The 19,398-nt window shown below is 55.6% G+C and carries 11 protein-coding genes and 7 pseudogenes; 6 read left to right on the forward strand and 12 right to left on the reverse strand.

All coding sequences use genetic code 11. The features are described from left to right. On the forward strand, positions 1 to 777 hold the full coding sequence (locus tag J5289_RS21545) for a metallophosphoesterase family protein (protein ID WP_209207950.1): 777 nt from the start codon (positions 1 to 3) through the stop codon (positions 775 to 777). Between the two features lie 511 nt (positions 778 to 1,288). Here the strand turns inward: J5289_RS21545 and J5289_RS21550 are convergent. After that, on the reverse strand, positions 1,289 to 1,657 hold the full coding sequence (locus J5289_RS21550; RefSeq protein WP_209207949.1) for a hypothetical protein: 369 nt from the start codon (positions 1,655 to 1,657) through the stop codon (positions 1,289 to 1,291). 391 nt (positions 1,658 to 2,048) lie between these two features. Between J5289_RS21550 and J5289_RS21555 the strand changes: the two are divergent. Then, positions 2,049 to 3,073, forward strand: a pseudogene (locus J5289_RS21555) (IS110 family transposase). Between the two features lie 351 nt (positions 3,074 to 3,424). On the opposite strand, the pseudogene J5289_RS21560 reads toward J5289_RS21555, so the two are convergent. The 7 genes and pseudogenes from J5289_RS21560 to J5289_RS21590 all read right to left on the reverse strand — a co-directional run. Further along, positions 3,425 to 4,717 (reverse strand): annotated as a pseudogene (locus J5289_RS21560) (IS701 family transposase); the annotation flags it as partial. An 81-nt stretch (positions 4,718 to 4,798) separates the two neighbouring features. Then, entirely contained in the window at positions 4,799 to 5,548 is a 750-nt protein-coding gene (locus J5289_RS21565; protein ID WP_219276631.1) for a glycosyltransferase family 4 protein, read from the reverse strand. Between the two features lie 469 nt (positions 5,549 to 6,017). Continuing rightward, positions 6,018 to 6,223 (reverse strand): annotated as a pseudogene (locus tag J5289_RS21570) (transposase); the annotation flags it as partial. A gap of 55 nt (positions 6,224 to 6,278) precedes the next feature. Continuing rightward, positions 6,279 to 8,101, reverse strand: a pseudogene (gene ltrA, locus J5289_RS21575) (group II intron reverse transcriptase/maturase). A gap of 101 nt (positions 8,102 to 8,202) precedes the next feature. Beyond that, positions 8,203 to 9,794, reverse strand: a pseudogene (locus J5289_RS21580) (IS66 family transposase). A 581-nt stretch (positions 9,795 to 10,375) separates the two neighbouring features. Continuing rightward, positions 10,376 to 10,837 (reverse strand): annotated as a pseudogene (locus tag J5289_RS21585) (ATP-binding protein); the annotation flags it as partial. A 205-nt stretch (positions 10,838 to 11,042) separates the two neighbouring features. Beyond that, a complete protein-coding gene (locus J5289_RS21590; protein ID WP_209208071.1) occupies positions 11,043 to 12,155 on the reverse strand; it encodes a hypothetical protein in 1,113 nt (370 codons plus the stop codon). A 479-nt stretch (positions 12,156 to 12,634) separates the two neighbouring features. On the opposite strand from J5289_RS21590, the pseudogene J5289_RS21595 reads away from it, so the two are divergent. Next, a pseudogene (locus J5289_RS21595) lies at positions 12,635 to 12,836 on the forward strand (integrase core domain-containing protein); the annotation flags it as partial. A gap of 215 nt (positions 12,837 to 13,051) precedes the next feature. Here J5289_RS21595 and J5289_RS21600 read toward each other — a convergent pair. After that, positions 13,052 to 13,816: a transglutaminase-like cysteine peptidase gene (locus tag J5289_RS21600; RefSeq protein WP_247750588.1), complete on the reverse strand. Its 765-nt coding sequence runs from the start codon at positions 13,814 to 13,816 to the stop codon at positions 13,052 to 13,054. 269 nt (positions 13,817 to 14,085) lie between these two features. Here J5289_RS21600 and J5289_RS21605 point away from each other — a divergent pair, with 269 nt between their 5' ends. Further along, a complete protein-coding gene (locus tag J5289_RS21605; protein ID WP_209208072.1) occupies positions 14,086 to 14,655 on the forward strand; it encodes a transglutaminase-like cysteine peptidase in 570 nt (189 codons plus the stop codon). Between the two features lie 149 nt (positions 14,656 to 14,804). Continuing rightward, positions 14,805 to 15,050 (forward strand): DUF6429 family protein, encoded by a 246-nt coding sequence (locus J5289_RS21610; protein WP_142832635.1) that lies wholly within the window; start codon positions 14,805 to 14,807, stop codon positions 15,048 to 15,050. Here J5289_RS21610 and J5289_RS21615 read toward each other — a convergent pair. Genes J5289_RS21615 through J5289_RS21625 form a run of 3 tightly spaced genes read right to left on the reverse strand, consistent with a single transcriptional unit; the run spans position 15,019 to position 17,488 of the window. Further along, positions 15,019 to 16,662, reverse strand: coding sequence for an IS66 family transposase (locus J5289_RS21615; RefSeq protein ID WP_219276556.1), 1,644 nt, complete (start codon positions 16,660 to 16,662; stop codon positions 15,019 to 15,021). The genes J5289_RS21610 and J5289_RS21615 overlap by 32 nt on opposite strands. Before the next feature lie 47 nt (positions 16,663 to 16,709). Continuing rightward, positions 16,710 to 17,060: an IS66 family insertion sequence element accessory protein TnpB gene (gene tnpB / locus J5289_RS21620; protein WP_219276557.1), complete on the reverse strand. Its 351-nt coding sequence runs from the start codon at positions 17,058 to 17,060 to the stop codon at positions 16,710 to 16,712. After that, the gene (locus tag J5289_RS21625) at positions 17,057 to 17,488 is read right to left on the reverse strand and encodes a transposase (RefSeq protein ID WP_142832636.1); all 432 of its coding nucleotides are present in this window, start codon (positions 17,486 to 17,488) and stop codon (positions 17,057 to 17,059) included. The genes tnpB and J5289_RS21625 overlap by 4 nt, the downstream gene beginning before the upstream one ends. Before the next feature lie 79 nt (positions 17,489 to 17,567). Here J5289_RS21625 and J5289_RS21630 point away from each other — a divergent pair, with 79 nt between their 5' ends. Next, entirely contained in the window at positions 17,568 to 18,734 is a 1,167-nt protein-coding gene (locus tag J5289_RS21630; protein WP_219276632.1) for an IS701 family transposase, read from the forward strand. The last annotated feature ends 664 nt before the right edge of the window (positions 18,735 to 19,398 follow it).

Genomic DNA, 19,398 nt, shown 5'->3' on the forward strand with positions numbered 1-19,398 from the left:
ATGTTCGCATTTTTTAAGAGCCTGTTTGAAAGTCCGGAGACTGCCGAAGAGCAACGTGGAAGGCCGCGTTTGGATGCCGCTGACTTCTCCGCCATCTACGCTGTTGGAGATGTTCACGGCTGCATGGGCTTGCTGAAGGAAGCTTATGCTCGCATCGTGGCGGACAACGAGGACCAATCCGGCCAAAAACTGGTTGTGTTCCTAGGAGACTACGTCGATAGAGGAATGTCTTCGCGAGCTGTTTTGGATTTCCTATCGAGGCAAAGTCCAGAGGGCCTTTACCACGTTTGTCTTTGCGGGAATCACGACTTGGAATTCCTGCGCTTTCTACGCGACCCTAAAAACAACATGGGGTGGTTAAACTTCGGCGGCCTGGAGACCCTGAGATCTTACGGAATCGATGCCGAGCACACTTTGAAAGGCGGGGGTGGACAGTCCGGCCTCCTCCGCATGGTGAAAGAAGCCGTTCCAGATCGACATGTTCGTTTTCTTGCAGATTTGCCGTCGATGCTCGTGGTCGGAAAGTTGGTGTTTGCCCACGCCGGCATCCGGCCCGGCGTTCCGCTCGAAAAGCAGACCGACGAAGATCTCATGTGGATCCGAGAACCGTTTCTGGCTCGAGGTCCAGAGATGCCTTTTGTCGTCGTGCACGGCCATACCGTTTGCTCGGAGCCAAGTTTCTCCTCAGGCCGTGTCGGCATAGACACGGGCGCTTATTCCACCGGTCGCCTCACCGTATTGAAGATCCGTCGCGGGAAAGCAAAAACGCTTCGATAGTTGAGGGACAGGTAAAAACCACGGAATTCAGAAATATGAGAAGTTTTCGGTATAACATAACGTTGGCACTCTATCCCTTGGGGTTCTTTTTAATTTTGGGCTTCGCTCAATATACGATTCTTGCGAGGGCCTACCAGGCCCAGCAAGCAAGGAATAGCCAACCCTATGTGGACGGCACTCCAATACCTGCGCTCGTCTCGAAAATCGATCGACGACCGCAGTCGATCAATCTACCTTAAGACCTATTGTGAGCCCAAACCCGGTGGCGCCTCCAAAACGCAATGGAGCCTACCCTGTTTCTTTAATGGAGTTCTCTTGCGAGGCGCCACTTCTGTGGAGCAATGAATTTATAATCATGGGCAGCTTAGTACGAAAGAAAGAATGCCAGCACCACGGGCCGGCGCTCTCGAACAGGCTATGACATTCTACGTGACACGGAAGCAGATCAAAAAGCCCACTAAATAAAATATGTGGTATGGCCAAAGTACGACGGTGCGATTGGTATGCTCCATCAGAGCCTATCGGCCTCGGGCAGCAAGTTGATCCTTCCCAGAGTCAGGCAAATATTGATGTCCCTAATCTCGATATTTTTTCTTGGACTAAAATATTTCTTCGGCTTTTTTTTATCAGCCGGATCGTTTGGGTTGGTTTCGAACGTATAGATACATGCTCCATAAGAGGTATCAACTTCGATATCCTCACTCGATCCAGGCGAAAGCGGGAAGCCGAGCAAGTTGAAGGTATGGGCAGCCAACTCCGAGGGCCACGCGTAAAGCGAATAAATCGTCGAGTCGGTGTGATTCGTCACTGTGATACTATCTGCCAGCGCATCGGACACGATCAATATCATTGCCGCGGCGGCAACTAGCAGTTTGAGCATCGACGGTAACTCCGTTGTAACAGTCAACTTCTCCAGCGACCGGCTCTCAATGCCAATCTGCGGTCGACTCTCGACAAAAGTTTGTGAGCGGCCTTGTCAATCGTGGTTTATGGAAAGTTAACATATACGACCTAAGCTATATAATGCGGATAGGCTTCAGCTCGCCGAATTTATTTCACTATATTGGTTGGACCCTCACCGCAACCTTACGTGCCCATAGGCTTACTAGCGGTCGCAGAATATCAGACGAAGGCGGTTTGTAAAGCTGCATTAGCCTGAGCGCAATTTATCATGGCCTGCGACACTGACCTGATGTGATGGACGGCCTCCGCTCCCGGCACCACGATGTGCCAAGATGTGGGGTGTCGAACTCACATCAGGAGATGTATCCATGGAGAAGGTTGCTACTATTGGCCTGGATATTGCCAAGCAGGTATTTCAGGTTCACGGGATCAATGAGGCTGGGGCGATCGTGTGCCGTCGCAGGCTTCGCCGCGATGATGTCGTTGCGTTCTTTAAAGTATTGCCGCCGTGCCTGATCGGGATCGAGGCTTGCGCGACCGGACACCACTGGGCTCGGGTTCTCATAGCACTGGGTCACGAGGCTCGGTTAATGCCGGCATCTTACGTCAAGCCCTACGTGAAGCGTCAGAAGAATGATGCGACCGACGCTGAAGCGATCTGCGAGGCGGTGACCCGGCCAACTATGCGCTTCGTTCCGGTCAAGAGCGAGGAGCAACAGAGCGTGCTGATGCTGCATCGGGTTCGCGAGCTTTTGATTCGGCAACGGACGATGCTTGTGAACGCCTTGCGCGGACACCTCGCAGAGTTCGGCATTGTTACGCGGCAGGGTGTTGCCGGCGTCGGAACGCTTATCGCGTTGGTCGCAGATGGTGACCAAGATGTCATTCCGCCGCTTGCGCGGTCCGCACTTCTTCGCTGGTAAAGCAGTAACGAGAGGTGCATGAGAAAGTCAGCGAAATGGACTGCCAAATTCATGCTTGGCATCGAGGGAACGAATTGAGCCGTCGCTTGGACACGATCCCTGGAATCGGCCCGATTAAAGCCAGTGCGATTGCCGCGACAGTGGTAGACGCGTCTCTCTTCAAATCCGGCCGACAATTGGCGGCGTGGACCGGTCTCGTACCACGGCAGAACTCATCGGGTGGCAAAGACCGTCTCGGGAGGATCACCAAACAAGGTGATCCCTATCTGCGACGTCTTCTCGTCGTTGGCGCGCACGCGGTCCTTCGCTTCAGTAAGAACCGCAAAACGGCACCGACGCGTTGGGCGGCCGATCTTCTGGCGAAGAAGCCTTAAAAGGTCGTCGCTGTTGCTTTGGCGAACAAAATGGCGCGGATCGTGTGGGCGTTGATGGCAACGGGAAAGCGCTTTGAAGCTGCCGGCACCATTTAACAGCTCGGGACAATGCAGAAATTGGTGAGGTGCTGATGGTGTGATGGCGTACGGTCGAGCCGGGATTGGAAAAACCCGATCAGTGGGTGTCGCTTGAAAGCGCGTTGACCTGTCTGGGATCCAATCAGCGGACTACATCAGGGCCAGCGGCATGAACGCGCCGCAATCAAAGGCCGAATACATGCCTGCACCCGACCAATCCGTCAGAAACGTCAAATTGCCCCCTGCCACGCGGAGGCCGTCCATACATGCCACTGAGAATTTCCTCCATAATGGATTAGAGTCCGGCCTATTAGCACTACTTTGGCAGATTATTTGATGCGGGCTCGGCGATGAGTTTATCGCAGTGGGGGGCATCTGTGGGGTGTCGGTCGCATGACGAGGTCGAGAATGGCTTTCCTGATGGCCGGCATGGTCGGCTGAGGCGGTGGCCCCCCGACTCTTTTTTTTCCGTCCCGCTGCTTTGAGGCGGCGGGATTGGAGAAATGCGAAGGCAGTCATCGCCATCAGACAATGTCGGTGCAATCCGGTCCATGATCTGCCTTCGAAGTGATCAAGCCCAAGCTCTTCCTTGAGTTGCTGGTGTGCCTGTTCGCAGATCCACCGTGCTTTGATAGCCGCGGCAAGCATCTTGAGTGTGGCGACGGCAGGCAGGTTTGATAGGTAGTATTTCTGCTCTCCAGTTGTGCGCCTTTCGCCGACGAGCCAGACTTCCTGTTCACCAGGCATGGCCTGGACACGGCCGTCACTCATTCGGTGCCTGTGGCCATCTGCAACCCGAACACGGCAAGCAGCAAACTGGCAGGTCAGCTTGCCTTTGGTCCCGCGTCGCCAACTGACCTTCTTCCATTTCGCATCAGCCAGCATCGTTTCGGCAGAGACGGCAACATCGTCAGGGACGTAGTATTTACGCCGCCTTCCGGTCGCAGCTTCCGGGAATATCAGTCCGACGTTCGCCTGATACACATTCTGGCGTCGTGATATGCCGACTGCCCACAGCAGGCCGCGCTCGCTCAGGGCTTGGCGGAACGGCCCGCTCGACCCATAACCGGCGTCGGCCAGCACGCAACCGAACCGGGCACCAGAAGCTATAACACGATCAATTTCCTCAATGGCAATCTCCGGCTTTGTCAGGGCGACCTGGCGTTCTTGCGGAACCCGGGCTCGATCCATACGCTCGGCATCATTGGTCCAACTCTCGGGCAAGAACAGGCGCAGCCCCACCATCACTGGCACTTCGCGCGATGCAAGCGTCACCGAAACAAGCGACTGACAGTTGGACGTCTTGCCAAGCGACGAAGCGTATTGCGCCGCCACCCCGACCGAATGGGTGCCTTTCTTCGGCAACGCTGTGTCGTCGATGACAAGATACCCGGACTTGTCCCCGACTAGGCGGTCAGCCTCCCTCAGGAGAATAGCCTCAAGCGGCGCGCTTTCCCACACGCCGTCAACGACAAAATGATGGAGTTGGTCATAGCCAAACTCAACATCACGGGCTGCCATCGGCTGGATACTCTTGCGGTCACCTGGGCCAATTAGGCCTGCAATATATGCAGGACACAGTCGCATCCGGGTTTTATGCCGAAATACCGAGAGGAATGGCACCAACCATTCCGCCAGATCGCCACGCCAATCTTCCGTCATCGCCAGCCTCCCAAAAAGCTGGCTCCCTATGAATCAGGGAAATCACCGCAAGGGAAAAATTAAATTTCTGCCAAAGTAGTGCTAAAAGCGCTGCAGTAGGCGAAGCATCGTAGGAGCAATGCCTTCTAAAGTTGACTGATCGAGGACGCGTCGCTTGGCTGCGTCACCTATGCGATTTCTCAATTCCCTATCATTCCACAGCATGAAGATAGCATCTCGCATTTCAGACGTCGTATTCGGAGCGACGAGCACTCCGTTTTCGCCACTAGTGACGTAGTCACGGGTACCCGCGCATTCGGTGAGCACCATCGCCTTTCCGAAAATCATAGTTTCCAAAAAGGTAACTTGACCTGAAGGTGAATCTTCATCCTTTATTGGCACAACATTTACTCTAGCTGCGCGCGAGAGCGCATGACATTGGTTTAAAGACAGGCCGCTCCTGAGGTCTACATTTTTCGGTATATCTAAGCCTTCAGTAGAATGCTCTCCAGCGACAACAATTGTTCTGTAGCCTAGTTCCCCGACTGCTCTGAATAAGCAATCGTAATCTCTATTCGCAGATCCCATCGACAGAACAAACGGCTCTTGGGTCTCCAACGAATCGACTTCCCCAGTTGGCACTGAGATACCCAGGGGAACGAAAACAAATCTACTTTTTGGAAGTCTAAGCCAACTACTATAGGCTTCAATCTCCGCCGTCGTGTGAACAACAAATAAGTCAACTGAGGAGAGAGCAAAGCGAGCAATACTTCCACGCAACCCACCGTAGGTTTGCCCCATATTAAATGTCCATGCAATAAGTGGGGCCTTTGAGAATGACAACTTTTTCAAAAGCGAGACTCCCAACGCTAATTGGGGAAAACATGTTATGTATCCAACATCTCTTGGAAGATTTTTTCGCGGCGAAAACCACGCTGTAATTGCGTGTGTAAGATAATCCGACCAGTCCTTACGCCCGGACCGCCTCCGGGATCGATCATGCGCATACCTAGCAGGTATCGCTTCGAACGTTTGATCAGCGCTCTCAATGTAGTTTGGTATCCAGCCCACCTCGTAAGAATGGGTAAATGGGGTAACTATTTTCCAATGCATTGCTCGGTCTCGCTTTGGCTTAGGAAGGCGGTCGCCTGGGAGGTGAAAACGTGGATCCCATTGAGTTGTGTACCTGATAGCTTAGAATGCCCCCGATTGCCTATTCAATAATGGCTTGCACGGGTTCGAATGAGATCGTGTCCCGCAGAGTCGCGTATCTTGTGACATCCACAGTGCCTCGCGGTGCTGGATGGAGGGAACATAAGCGTGCCACCGCTGGCATGTTGATGAGGGGATCATCACTCATTTGGGCGATTGTTTCCAGTGTCATATAGCGGGATCGCTGAACCGCCCATTCGTCGCTCTGTTCGAGTAGGAGAGCGCCGACGATACGGATGATACCTTCCTCGTTTGGAAAGATGCCAACCACCTCGGTGCGGCGCTTGATCTCACCTTTAGGCGTTCGATGGGGTCCCGGTAGGGACGATGGTTGCCCATCGCCCCCCCGGCCAGATCCGTACGTGCGGCATTACCGCATACGGCTCCTATCGGATGTTGTGACGGTGAACCGAGCATCTGGATGCGGGTGCAGCAGACGACATGGCGGCAGGTACTTGCGAAGCAGCCTTTGGAAACGATCCCAAGACAGCCGGTGTCGCTGGCTTCGACGCATCAAAGCGTGTCGCCAGGCGCGACCAACTTCCCAGCGGAACCCTCCCAATCTTCTCAGATTGTCGGGCACCGCATGGTAGTTCAAATACCCCTGTAACATTTGCCTTAGCCACCGACCTACTACAGCCACGGGTTCATGGCGCCGTCGCATTAGCGTTTCCCGAATGGCCGCCAGCGTCGTGCGCATTCGCTTCTTAATTGTCAGACGGACAATCTTGAAGCCTCCATCATTGCGCCGCCCTCCGCAGCAGTGCGTGAATCCCAGAAAGTCGAAAGTCTCTGGCTTGCGGATACCACGTTCCCGGCATTGTCGCGCAGCATACCGCCCAAAGCGTATCAGCCGCGTCTTTCCCGGGTGTAGTTGCAAGCCGAACTGAGCGAGACGTTCCCGCAATGCTTGCAGAAAGCGCTGCGCCTCTCCTTCGTACTGGAACCCAATCACGCTGTCGTCGGCATAACGTACAATGATCACGTCGCCTTTAGCGTATCGAGTACGTTACTGCTGGACCCATAAATCCAATGCGTAATGCAGTAGATATTCGATAGCACGGGGCTAATTACAGATCCTTGGGGAGTTCCTCGCGTCGATGCCACGCGGCGGCCATCCTCAATCGTGCCCGCTTTCACCCATTTGTAGATCAGACGTATCAGCCGGCGGTCACCAACTCGATGCGACAGGAAACGGAGCATCCACTCGTGATCGATTTCATCGTAAAACGAGCGAATATCCGCGTCCAATATCCAGTTGATCTTCCGCTTGTCGATCCCAACCCACAAGGCGTCCAGCGCGTCATGCTGTCCCCTTCCTTGTCGGAACCCGTATAAGAAGCCAAGGAAGTCTTGCTCATAGATCGCGTTCAGAACCGTGGACACGGCCGTCTGCACGACTTTTTCTTCCAACGCTGCAATACCGAGTGGACGGAGTCTTCCGTCATTCTTCGGAATGTAGACCCGTCGGGACGGTTGTGCACGATACGCACCAGACTGAATCTCCCGATGTAGTTCGTGCACGCGCCCTTCGAGTGTCTTCTCATAGTCGTACCACGTCACGCCGTTCACTCCACTCGCCGCCTGCTTGCGAAGCGCATGAAAGCTCTTCACCAATAGCGTCGGAGTGATGTGGTGCATCAGCGCCGTGAAACGCATCTTCGGGTTCCGTTTGGCGGCTTCCCGTACACCGTCGATCCCCATCGAAGCGTGTTTTATCCGGCTCTGCGTCCGGCACGCTGGAGTCTCGACGGCGTTCCCTCCGATTACACCCCTTCCCTCTATTGCCTCCGCGGGATCATCTCCTTTGTTCGGCAACTTCTGCAGTACTATGGGCGTATCCGACTTCTCATCAGCGTCGATGACTGGCTTGTGGTCAACGACCTTCCCAGTCCCGTCCAGTCCATTCGCACTGGACACTGATGAGATCTCGCTGCTTCCGTATGAAAGACTTACCGGCATGCACAGGGTCTCCGACCGCGCGGGATCGGGACATGGCTTGCGATTGACGCCATGCACCGTGTTGCCTTCCGCTTCGCTTAACAGCGTCGGCATCCCGAATTGATCATTTCGCGGCCCAATGGCCGGCCTGCCGGTTTCCCCTGTCAACGCTTCGACGCACACCTCGCGATGTGCCCCGCATGACTCGGGGTCAGAGTGATTCGCCACTTCTTCTCCGTGTTGAACTTTCATCAACTATCTTTCATCGGCTTTGCAGCCGCACTAAGCGCGAATTTCCATGCGCATTGACGCGAACCGTTTGAGCGGGGCGCTTGTCGGCCACTCGTATGGGATCAGACAGCAGCGGTCTTGGCGAAGTTTAATGGTAGCAGGTCGGTGATGTCGGCGTCGGTTGGACGCTGCGGCAATTCCGTGAGGAGGTGGCGTAGATACGCCAAGGGCTCCACGCCGCAGGCGCGACAGGTCAGCATGATACTGTAGACGACAGCACTGGCCCTGGCCCCGTCCACGGTGTCACTGAACAGCCAGGATTTTCTTCCAGTGGCAAAAATCCTGATATCGCGTTCGAGGAGGTTGTTGTCTATCGGCATCCTGCCGTCTTCGGTGTAGCGCGTCAGGTACTCCTATTGGTTCAGGATGTAGGACACGGCATCGCCAAGCTTGGTATCAGGTAGGACCTTCGGTGCTATGTCGTCGAGCCATGCCTTGAGAGCGTCCAGGATGGGGACGCTGTGCTGCTGGCGGAAACGGCGGATGCAGTCGGCCTTCGTCTCTCCGGGATCTGGAGTTTTGTCTCTAGCCTGACTTTCAATTCGGTAGAGCTGTTCGAAGAACTTCAACGCCTGCTCCGGCGGGCCACCACCTTTCTTCCTTGTCTTCAGCGCATCGACGAAGCGCCGCCGGGAATGCGCCATGCATCCTAGATGAGTGGCCCCTGTCAATGTCCGCCAGGCGGTGTAGCCATCGCTCATCAGGATGCCGCGGTAATCGCTGATGAAGGCCTGCGGATAAATCTGGCCGCGGCCCGGTTGATAATCGAGCAGCACGATCGGCTCATTGCTGTCCTCTCCACTCCGATAGGCCCACATGTATGATGTGCTGGTGGCCTCCCTGTTCTTTTCCTTCAGGACCTGGACCGTCGTCTCGTCGCCATGGATGAGCGGTTGGGACCGAAGCCGTAGTTTCAGTGCGTCATAGATGCGGGAGAGATGCCTCTCGCTCGATCCGATCACCCAATGCCCCAGCGCGCCGCGGCTGACGGGAACGCTGGCGCGTTCGAAGGCCTGGGCCAGACGATAGAGCGGCGTGCCATCGACCTATTTTTATGGACCAGAGCAAATGCCAGCGTCGAGGCGGTCGCGATACTTCCTGGTAAGGGCTGTGTGGGCATCGGTGCAAGGACAACAGGTGTATTGATGCCCGTGCGATCGCAATGGCGGCACGCATATTTGAACCGCACATTCTGCAGAACCTTGGCCTTCACCTCGATATGGAACTGCTCGGTGACCGCTTCACCCATGCGATGCATCTGATGACGGCAACAAGGGCAGGCCTTCTGGTCGTCGGCAAGGTCATATTCGACACGCTCGCGCGGCAGGTGTTCCGGCAGTGGCTTGCGGCCGCGCTTCTTGCCCTCCGGCTTCTCGGTCGACGCAAAGCCTGTGTCTGGCAGGTCGACGAGATCGCCGTCGTTGGCAGTCTCATCTTCAACGGTAACCTGCTCGGCTTCATTGAAGAGACGATCCACGTGCCTTTCGCTTTTCGGCGCAAAACGATGGAGCCGTGCCAGCGTCAGCTCTTCTTCCAGCTTGGCCACGCGGGCGCTGAGCGCTTCCTTTTCGACCTTCAGCGCGGCGATCTCGGCAGCATTGGCTGCCAACTGCGCCATTAGTTCTGCAATGCTAGGTTCGCCGGACTGATTCATCGTAGTTTTAAATCTGAACCGCACAGCCGCGTCAACTACAGACGTCGAGAGCCGTCAGCCGGCCACCACCGATACAATACGGCCGCCACGTCTCACCTTGAGGTAGGTCGGATGAGTAGGCGATGCGCGCCTCACCGCATTACGGCGGCAGGTCTCGCATCGCCTCTCGCCGAACCGGACTTGCGCCTTTCATTACGCATCCGGCTCTCCAGAAGACATGGCAAAGTCAGGCATGTCCATCCACGCAAGACGGTATCGCTCGACAGGTGTCCAGCAGAGCACATGTTTCTCAATGGACCCTTCTCTCCAGACACGTCTCGTTGCCCGGCGTCTGCTTGGCTGTTTCGAGCCCCACAGTTCGCTCGCCGTTGCTGCTGCATTCCTCCAAAAGGAGGTCAATCAGTACACAAAGTTGACCCCCTTATAGGCGCGAAATTTTGCCCCCTTATTCTGCAGATCAGCGCTTGCCCTGCCCGGCGTTGGCCGGAATTGCAGAGCTAGGCCAAGTTGCGTAGCGGCAATCACGATGAGATTCGTCCTGATCGCCGCGCTATAGCCAAGTGCCGGTGTGATGTCGTTCTTTAGCTTTGAGAGAGGTTCTTGAAGCGCCAGGACTCGTTTCCGGTCTCGACGGTCTCGCAATGATGGGTCAGGCGCTCGAGGAGCGCTGTCGTCATCTTGGCATCACCTAACATCGTCGGCCATTACCCGACGGCCAGGTTGGTCGTGACGATAATCGAGGTGCGCTTGTGGAGCCCACTAATCAGGTGGAACAGGGTGCTGATTACTCGCATGGACAAACGGCAGGTAGTCGAGTTCGTCGAGAATGATGAAGTCGAGGCGATTGAGATAGTCTGCTGTCCGACCCTGCTTGCTGCCGCGCGTCTCCGGTTCTAGCCGATTGACTAGATCGACGACCTTTGAGAAGCTGCCACGCGGCCATTGCTGATCAAGGCATGGGCAATCGTGATGGCGAGGCGGCTCTTGCCTGTTACTGTGCCGCCGACGAGAACGACACTACGCTGATCGGTGACGAAGGCGCCGGGGCCGGCTGCAAATTGGAATGGTGGCCACGCAATGATCGGAATGGCGGCCGGATTCAGACCGGATCTGAATGGTCCGACGCCTTATCTCAATGGCACTGTTCGCTGGCGTCTGTGCGACTTAGGACTGTATTGTGAAACGAGCAGCGCGAGGGTGGGATGGCACTGTAACTGCATTTGCACAAGCAGTCCGATTGCTGCCGATCTATCGCTTGTCAACAATAAGCCTCTCGCCAGGCCCCCCAGGTGTTGCGGATGAGTTGTTGCTTACAACCCTTAGCTGCGCCAAAATTTTCCTCTTGTCAGCCTGAAGATGAGTTACATAAGTATTTTCACAGCCCAATTCCAAGTTCGCTAATATCATAGTGTTATGCGCAGCGTCCGTGACGTATCCGCCATAAAGTTGATATGCCCTGGCAAGTGTTTTGCCATCAGGACTCAAGTCCAATTTATCTAAATCAACCGTTTTGGGAATAGCGACGAGGGCACCCATTGGGATCAAACCGGAATATGAATTGTGCCCGCTATTGTCAGTGCTGCTTGCCGGCCAAACAAGTTGGTCGTCCATTGTTTTTCCAGCCCTTAGTTGGCTAGGGCTGAGGAGCATTGCAATGCCATGCGGAATATTACGTTCCTCCATTTCCTTGCAGAGGATTAGGCCGCCTAACAGCGAGCCCCCAAATGCACGAATGCCTTCAGATCTACCCCGAAGCGCCGGAATCCCCGTCCCATCAAGCTTGTTCATTGCAACATATCGAACGTTAATCTGATGTCGGCTATCCTTCTCACCTTTCCATACCTCGTAAGCAAACTTGCCATCTTCTGTGATGACTATCGCATATTGATCAAAGCCGGTAAATTGTAGGTTTTCTGGCGCGCGGAGTTCGAATGTTCCGTTTGAATAGGGCCCGCCATTGATCCAAGGCCCTGTCGCCGATCGCCTTTCAAATTTCCACACGAATTGAGGGTCGGTTGACTTAGCTTGATAAACAGGCACGGAATCAGCTGCAATCCAAGCATAAGATTTCGCCCCTCCGCCGGCATTCTCGTTGTGGAGCATCATAGTCGCTGGTGAATTCACATCCTCGAACGTAGCGTCCGAACCTACTGGAATATTCCAAATACTCTTACTCGAAAACCAGCTGTTTACCGTTCGAGATTCCCACAATTCCGAACCGTGCGCAGAGCCTAAAGGGATGAGAAGAATGCTTAGAAGAACCATGCGAGCCAAGTCGCCAAATCTTACTGAAATCGACAACAACTCGCTCCCGTCAAGTAGCCCAAATGGTTGAATCTGTACGAAAAGGATGTTTTCCAACGTTTACTTTGTCCTAATGCATTGCAGCATAGTCTTACGCGGAAGGCAATCGACATAGTATTGTGACCCATATTTTTATAAAAGAGGGGCCATATTCTATCACCTCCTGCACCAGGACCGCACGACTATTGGTGCCAGCGCGAAAGTCGGTGGGCGCGGCGTAGGGAAACCTTGAGATCAGCGCGCAGTTTGAGCATGGCAAAGTGCTTCAAAGATCGTCGCAACGCATCCACATCACCGCCTCCCAGCTAAGGTTTCACTCCGTTCGGTAGCAACGCGCAGATTTTGCACCAATCTGGCAGTCCGGCCGTCCTCACGAGTGACTCCGCTTCATCTTCACCATGTGCAAACGCCATATCCAGCGAGCAGGTCCAGACAGGCCTCCTGAAGTCAGCTGCTACGACCGGGACTAATGCAGATCGTGAAGATACCGCCGGGGAACCCGATTAGCACCACCTGCCGCTCAACGGCTTGATAGACTACCACATGCCCGCAGCGCTATTGCTGAATGGGCGGACGACTACAACCATTTTCGGCCGTACTCATCGCTCGGATACCAGACCCCGGCAAGCCTATGCCGGAATCAACGTCGCAACCGGCTCCAACGCTACGCAATATGGAAGCTTCGCGTTTCCGCCGGTTGCTCACACCGCGCCATTTGGCGTATCAAAAATCGCCTAGGCTCTAATCGCTGCCGGATGAAAGTTCAGTGGCATGTCACTCTCTACTGGCATCTTCAATCATGCGCACGACTGAGTTAGGACAGGCAACCTTCCCAAGTCACAAGAACACTCATTCGGAGGATCTAACTCACAATTTCGACCGGAACATTAGCGTGTGGAACTTTACAGCATTTCGCGCACCGGTCGGCTTGAAGGTTTTAGCCGGGCTGGTTTTCAATAGTTCCCGTCTCTTCTCAAAGCAAATCCATGCGTGTTTATGGTGTCCCGGTTACGGGTCTTCCTCATCGAGCGTCGCGCGTCGATACCGGCGGTCGTAGTCGCCTCGTACCGCTCAGAGACAAGCATCGGATCTGGCGCGCGCTTCTGGAGGCTCACCCACTGGCTGGGGTTATTCTCGGATTGCATCATTACCCATTGCAAATCGGTTGAGCGCCAATCTTTGATCTTGTCGGTTCGATTGTCGAGAACGAGATCACCCTTTGAGGTCTTCGCCACCAGAACAGCATGGCCTTCGCCATAGGGCGTTCTTGCTACCGCGATGCGCAGTGCCCTAGATGGCCATCCGAGCGCAAGAAGGTGCTTTTGCTTCGTCAGTGCGTAATCTTCGCAGTCTCCAGCCGTTACATCCACGCTCCAGACGTCTGTACCAGATGCGTCATTCTGCGGCCGGATCGAATGATTGTAGGTGTTGTTGATGTCGACCAGCTGCGCTCTCTGACTTTCACCCAGCTGAACCACATCGGGCCCGCCCGTGTCAGCGCATTGCGCAGACTGCTGCATGCAGAACACGACGCTCGCGAATGGCGCTAAGGCGCGGTCGCCGTCGATCATTCGGGCAACTGTTTTGCCAAAGCCGTCCACAAGGCCTGCTGGGCCTGCCGCCGACGCCATCGCTGGCATCGCAACGATTGCAAGCATGGCACCCAAAGGCGCAATAAACCGAACTGCCAGTCTATTATTCCGTTGAACCGAACGCATGGGAGGACCCGTCTTTTTCGTTGTTGATGACACAACTTAAAGCGGCTCCGATGGACATTCCGTGCCATAAAAACATACAATTTTACGGATGTGCCAAAAAAAGCAAAACGTGTTTCAAAAAAATACATCGCCTTTCGAGAAGAGCGTTACGTAGTCTAACTTTGGTCAAGCCATACATTGCGGCAGAGCGGTTGCTTGCGTATCCTGGCTTGTGCAATGATTCTCGAGGTCTGCGACCACTTCGCTCTCGAAGGCGATAGGAAAAAAGTGTGAAATCTGTAAGGTTGCTCTTCCTTCTCATGCTCTTGCTGGAGGGCTGCGCAACAGAGACAGCTGGCTTGCCGCCGCCCAAGCCTTTGGGTCATGCCTTTCTGGTAGAAAGAGGTCGTGCCCTTGCCCCCTTTGCCCATGTCGCGTTTTGTATGAAGGCTCCGTTCGAATGCAAAAACAACGGCGGCAGCTCCGTTGTGACGATGACCGCGAGCAATACCGCCACCCTTGAAAGTGTGAACAACGCAGTGAACAGTGCAATTGTACCGCGGGAGGACCCGGCCAGAGTTGGGACTTGGCAAGTCAATCCCTTCGCCGGAGATTGCAATGACTATGCCGTGTCAAAGCGGAGCGAGTTGATCCAGGCCGGAATGCCGGCAAGGGCTCTGCGGCTCGCCGTGGCCAAAACCCCGAGCGGCATCGGTCACACCGTGCTGGTCGTAAGAACAACGTTAGGCGATGTGGTTCTCGACAACAGAAATTACCAACTCAAGCGTTGGGATCGGACTGACCTCACATGGTTAAAAATAGAATCCGGCGCCAATCCGCAACTCTGGTACAACCTCTAGTACTACAGTTGCGTTTACATTCAAATTGTGATTCACTTCCGATGTTTGATGGGAGGGATTTCGATGTCTGTCGCGGGTTGGTCCGGTTCAGTGTATCCATCCGAGGTGAACCGCAGGATTTTTGCTTTTGCTCGTGGTAAATTGGCGGGATGGAGATCGACGAAGGCAAAATCGACGATGCTGTGCTGGCGCTGCTATGGCTGACGCTTCACAACGAGCGTTGCGCCTGGAAGGGTTTTGACTGGGCTACGACGGATCGGTTGCATCAGAAAGGCTTGATTGGCGATCCGGTGAACAAGTCGAAGTCGCTGGTGCTGACGGATGAGGGTCTACGCCGATCGGAAGAGCTTTTCCGGCAGTTATTTACGCAGCAACCGCAATCTCCGCCGCCTTGATCCTCTTCCATTCCCATGGCAACAATTCGTGCAGGTGGGAGACGGGCAGATCGGCGATGCGAGCCAGCACGTCCGCCAGCCAGGCCTTCGGATCGATATCGTTGAGACGGGCCGTGGTGATAAGGGTCAGCATGATGGCAGCCCGGTCTGCGCCGCGATCGGACCCGGCGAAGTTCCAGTTTTTCCTTCCGCAAGCCACGCCGCGCAGAGCTCTTTCCGCCGCGTTGTTCGTCATGCAGATCCTGCCGTCATCGGCGTATCTGGCAAAGTCCTGCCAGCGCGACAGCATGTAGTTGATCGGCTCAAGCACCGGTGAGGATCGCGACAAACCTTCGCGCTCCTGCCGCAACCAGGTCTCCAGCTCTTCGAGCAGCGGTTTGCTCATTTCCTGGCGCACGGCAAGTCGCTCACCGGCGCTCTGGCCGTTAATGTCGCGCTCGATGTCAAACAGCGCATCGATACGCTTGACCGCCTCCAACGCCGTCGCAGAGACAGGCTTTGCCCCTTTGCCCCGCCGGGCACTTCGCGAGACATCTGCCAACTCGAAGAACTTTCGGCGCGCGTGGGCAAAACAGAAGGCCGGCGTCACCGGGATCTGTTTCTTGGTCCGATCGAAGAGCGGATTGAAGCCATTGTAGCAATCAGCCTGCAGGATACCGGTGAACTCGGCCAGGTGTCGTTGCGGATGCTCACCCCGCCTATCACTGGAGGCGTAGAAGACGGCCGCCGGCGGTGATAGCCCACCAAACGGCCTGTCGTCGCAAACGTAGGTCCATATGCGCCCCGTCGTGCACTGGCCCTTGGCGAGGATCGGGATGGTGGTGTCGTCGCCGTGCAACCGCTCGGCCGCAAACACATGGGTCTCAATGAGATCGAACAGCGGTGTGACGGCGGCGCTGACGTAGCCAACCTGGTCGGCAAGCGTCTGGGTGGACAGATCGATCCCTTCACTGCGAAAGCGACGGCTCTGGCGGTTGAGCGGCTGATGCTCAGAGAATTTGTCGAAGACGATGGTGGCGAGTAGCTTGGGGCCGAGAAAGCCACGTGGCGTTGCATGGAAGGGTGCGGGCGATTGGCTGATGCAGCCGCAGTCCCGGCACGTGAACTTCTCCCGCACGGTCTCGATGACCTTGAAGCGGCGCGGGATCTCCTCCAGCGTCTCGGTGGTGTCCTCACCGAGCTTCGACAGGCGTTCGCTGCCGCAGTGATCGCAGGCACTGGGCGCGTCGATGACGACGCGCTCGCGCTCGATAGTCTCTGGCCAAGGCTTGCGCACTGGCCGCTTGCGGGTGAAGGCACGCACGACTTGGGTTCTGGCCGCCGCCGCTTCTGAAGCGAGCTCGTCCTCGGTGGCATCGGCAACCAGCTCCTCGAGCTGCAATTCCATCTGGTCGATCAGCCGCTGGGTGCGCTCCCGGCTTGGACCATGTTTGTCGCGTTCCAGCTTGGCGATCAGCAATTGCAGATGGGCGTTGAGCGCCTCGATGCTGGAAAGTTTTGCCTTGGCGCTGGTGGCTTCCGCCTCGGCCCGCAACCGTGACTCGCGTTCTATCAGCAGCGCGGCGTGGGCGCTGGCAAGATCGTCAGGAAAGGAAAGCGGTGGTAACGACATGCCAGAATAAGAGCATATTTCTTCAACAAATTCAATGATGAAGAAACTCAAACGCGTGTTGGACGCCAAGTTTCCTGAGGAGCTCGCCAGTCAATTCCAGAGAGCAAATAGGAAAGCTGCGCCGGTGTGATCGCCACCGCGCCACCCTGCACATTCGGCCAGATAAACCGGCCGCGTTCTAATTTTTTCGTGAACAGCCATGCGCCCTGGCCATCATGCCAGATCAACTTTATCAGGTCACCGCGGCGGCCCCTGAAGCAGAACAAATGACCGCCCAGCGGATCATGCTTTAAAACTTCCTGCACCCGAAGGGCCAAGGATGGAAAGCCACACCGCATGTCGGTATGTCCGGTCGACAGCCACACCTTGATCTCCGCCCCCATCGGAAACGGATTCATCGCAATGTCTCCAAACCACGCATGATCCGTAGCAAAACGTCCACATCGATATCCTGGCCCATGATCACACGCCGGCCGTTCGCACTCACCACCTCTATGCGACCCCGGTCGGTGATGGGAGACGGCACCGCGACAGTTTCCGCAGGAGGCGTGCTCGCAAAAACAGGCTCGGCAGCAACGACAATCGCCGGAACAAACTCGTTCGTCGAGCGGTGGACAAGGCGTCCTTCCCGCACGGCCCTGCGCCAGGCATTCAACTGCCAACGCGTGATCCCGTGACGCTGCGCCGTAACTGTTACCTGCCGCGGGCCAGCATAACTCTCAGCCACGATCGCCAGCTTCGCTTCATCCGTGAAACGCCGCCGACGCCCGCTATCGACAATCTCCATCCGGCTGAAACGCCCCGAGTGATCGCTTGTGATGTCCATGAAAGCACCGTCTATATTGCCGTCTATATAGACAGAGCATCCACACGATCACTCAAATCCGCAATGCGGTTCAGCTCGGATGCGTACGGTTCAGTGGTGGCAGGAACTCGATACACTGAAGCAGCGGCTAGGCGCGGTCTTTGGTCGACGTGAACTTCGGGCATCGGCCAGTGCTTTCCTGGACGGTTTGTTGTCCGGAGTTGAGCGCAAGACCGGCTGGTTGATGGCTGAACAGGCAGGTCTGGAGAGCCCCTATCGAATGCAATCGCTGTTGGGGCGCAGCCAATGGGATGCCGACAAGTTGCGCGACGTCGTTCGCACGTATGCAACAGAGGCACTTGGCGATGAGGACGGCGTCCTTGTGGTCGATGAAACAGGATTCCTGAAAAAAGGCACACACTCGGTCGGCGTCGCACGACAATATTCGGGCACGGCTGGACGTATTGAGAACTGCCAGGTCGGCGTCTTTCTTGCCTATGCAAGCCGTTTTGGTCAAACCCTGATTGATCGGCAGCTTTATTTGCCCAAAGACTGGAGCGAAAGCGAAGCGCGTCGTGCTGCGGCTCATATCCCACAGCAGCAAGCCTTCGCGACCAAGCCGACCATTGCAGCCAAGCTCATTGCCGATGCGCTCGATGCTGGCGTGCCTTGCGCATGGGTGTTGGCTGATGCAATCTATGGATCGGATTCCAAGTTACGCCGTATGCTGGAAGGCCGCGGCCAGCCGTATTGTCTGGCAGTTCGTTCCAATCATCGCCTGCGCTTTGTCCGTGAGCAACACTTCGAGCAAACTGATCCGGAAACAATGGCTGCGGAACTAGACGCGGGAGCCTGGTCCAGTCATGCAGCCGGAGAAGGTGCCAAGGGCCTTCGGCTCTACGATTGGGCACGTATTCCTTTGAGCTCTCGTCCTGATGGGCAATGGGAACGTTGGCTTCTCATCCGTCGCAACCGGCGCGAACCCGACGCACACGCCTATTATTTTGTCTTTGCGCGTGCTGGTACAGAACTGAGCGAGTTGGCGGGTGCCGCCGGGCTGCGATGGACAGTGGAGGAGTGCTTTCAGCGCGCTAAGGATGACCTCGGCCTGGATCATTGCGAAGCACGCTCGTGGCATGGCTGGAACCGACACATGACACTTGTCATGGCTGCCGCAGCTTTCCTCGCCAAGCTCGGCGCTGATCTACGCCGCGCGGCTACTGGCAAACCGAACGAAAGGAGTCCAAATCCTCCAATCGCCGCCTGACCCGCACACTCGCGTTATTGCAGACCGTCGCAGAAATCCGCTATCTTATTACGCGACTACTGCTGCCGCCGCCCATCAGGGTTCGCCACATCCTTGCGTGGTCACTATGGCGACGAACCCATCAGGCTTCCGCAATGACATCACATTACAAAACACGCCATCAAACGCAACTGTAGTACTAATAGCGCAATGGCTTCCGCCGCGCCCTAGGGCGTTTGTGCATTTGACATCAAATCGAGGCTAAACCCCGCCAGCGATTTCGGCGACGAAGCCTTGGTCAAGACGGTCTTCGGGAGTTTTCATTTGTGGGATACCAGATGCGACTTGCCCATACTTAACTTTTCCAAGAGACTGGGCCTAGGGCCAAGAGTTCGAGACAAACGGCGGCCGAACCAAAGGTTTGACAGCGACTAACGCCATGAAGGTCGCGGATGTGCATCGGCAAATGGAAAAGTTCTCCATATGCCGAGAGCCGATCCCGGTGGTTCGGTGACCATGGCGTCCAAACGAAAGCCTTGATGACAGCCATTTACCCTTGATGTCAGAAACCACCAAGTGAAGCCAAAATTCGGATTCCGGTCCCGCGTCTTGTTTCGGTCACGGTCTTTGCCGTCGCCGGCGTGTCGAACCGAATAGAAAAATTCGACCTATACTCCCTGAAAAG

This window comes from Rhizobium sp. B230/85 (genome assembly GCF_019355735.1).
Taxonomy (GTDB): Bacteria; Pseudomonadota; Alphaproteobacteria; order Rhizobiales; family Rhizobiaceae; genus Rhizobium; species Rhizobium rhododendri.

Bases quoted from the DNA above. Each gene is read 5' to 3' on its own strand.
- J5289_RS21545 (WP_209207950.1), top strand. From the start codon at position 1: ATGTTCGCATTTTTTAAGAGCCTGTTTGAAAGTCCGGAGACTGCCGAA.
- J5289_RS21550 (WP_209207949.1), bottom strand. From the start codon at position 1,657: ATGCTCAAACTGCTAGTTGCCGCCGCGGCAATGATATTGATCGTGTCC.
- J5289_RS21600 (WP_247750588.1), bottom strand. From the start codon at position 13,816: ATGCGTTCGGTTCAACGGAATAATAGACTGGCAGTTCGGTTTATTGCG.
- J5289_RS21610 (WP_142832635.1), top strand. From the start codon at position 14,805: ATGGAGATCGACGAAGGCAAAATCGACGATGCTGTGCTGGCGCTGCTA.
- J5289_RS21615 (WP_219276556.1), bottom strand. From the start codon at position 16,662: ATGTCGTTACCACCGCTTTCCTTTCCTGACGATCTTGCCAGCGCCCAC.
- tnpB (WP_219276557.1), bottom strand. From the start codon at position 17,060: ATGAATCCGTTTCCGATGGGGGCGGAGATCAAGGTGTGGCTGTCGACC.
- J5289_RS21625 (WP_142832636.1), bottom strand. From the start codon at position 17,488: ATGGACATCACAAGCGATCACTCGGGGCGTTTCAGCCGGATGGAGATT.
- J5289_RS21630 (WP_219276632.1), top strand. From the start codon at position 17,568: ATGCGTACGGTTCAGTGGTGGCAGGAACTCGATACACTGAAGCAGCGG.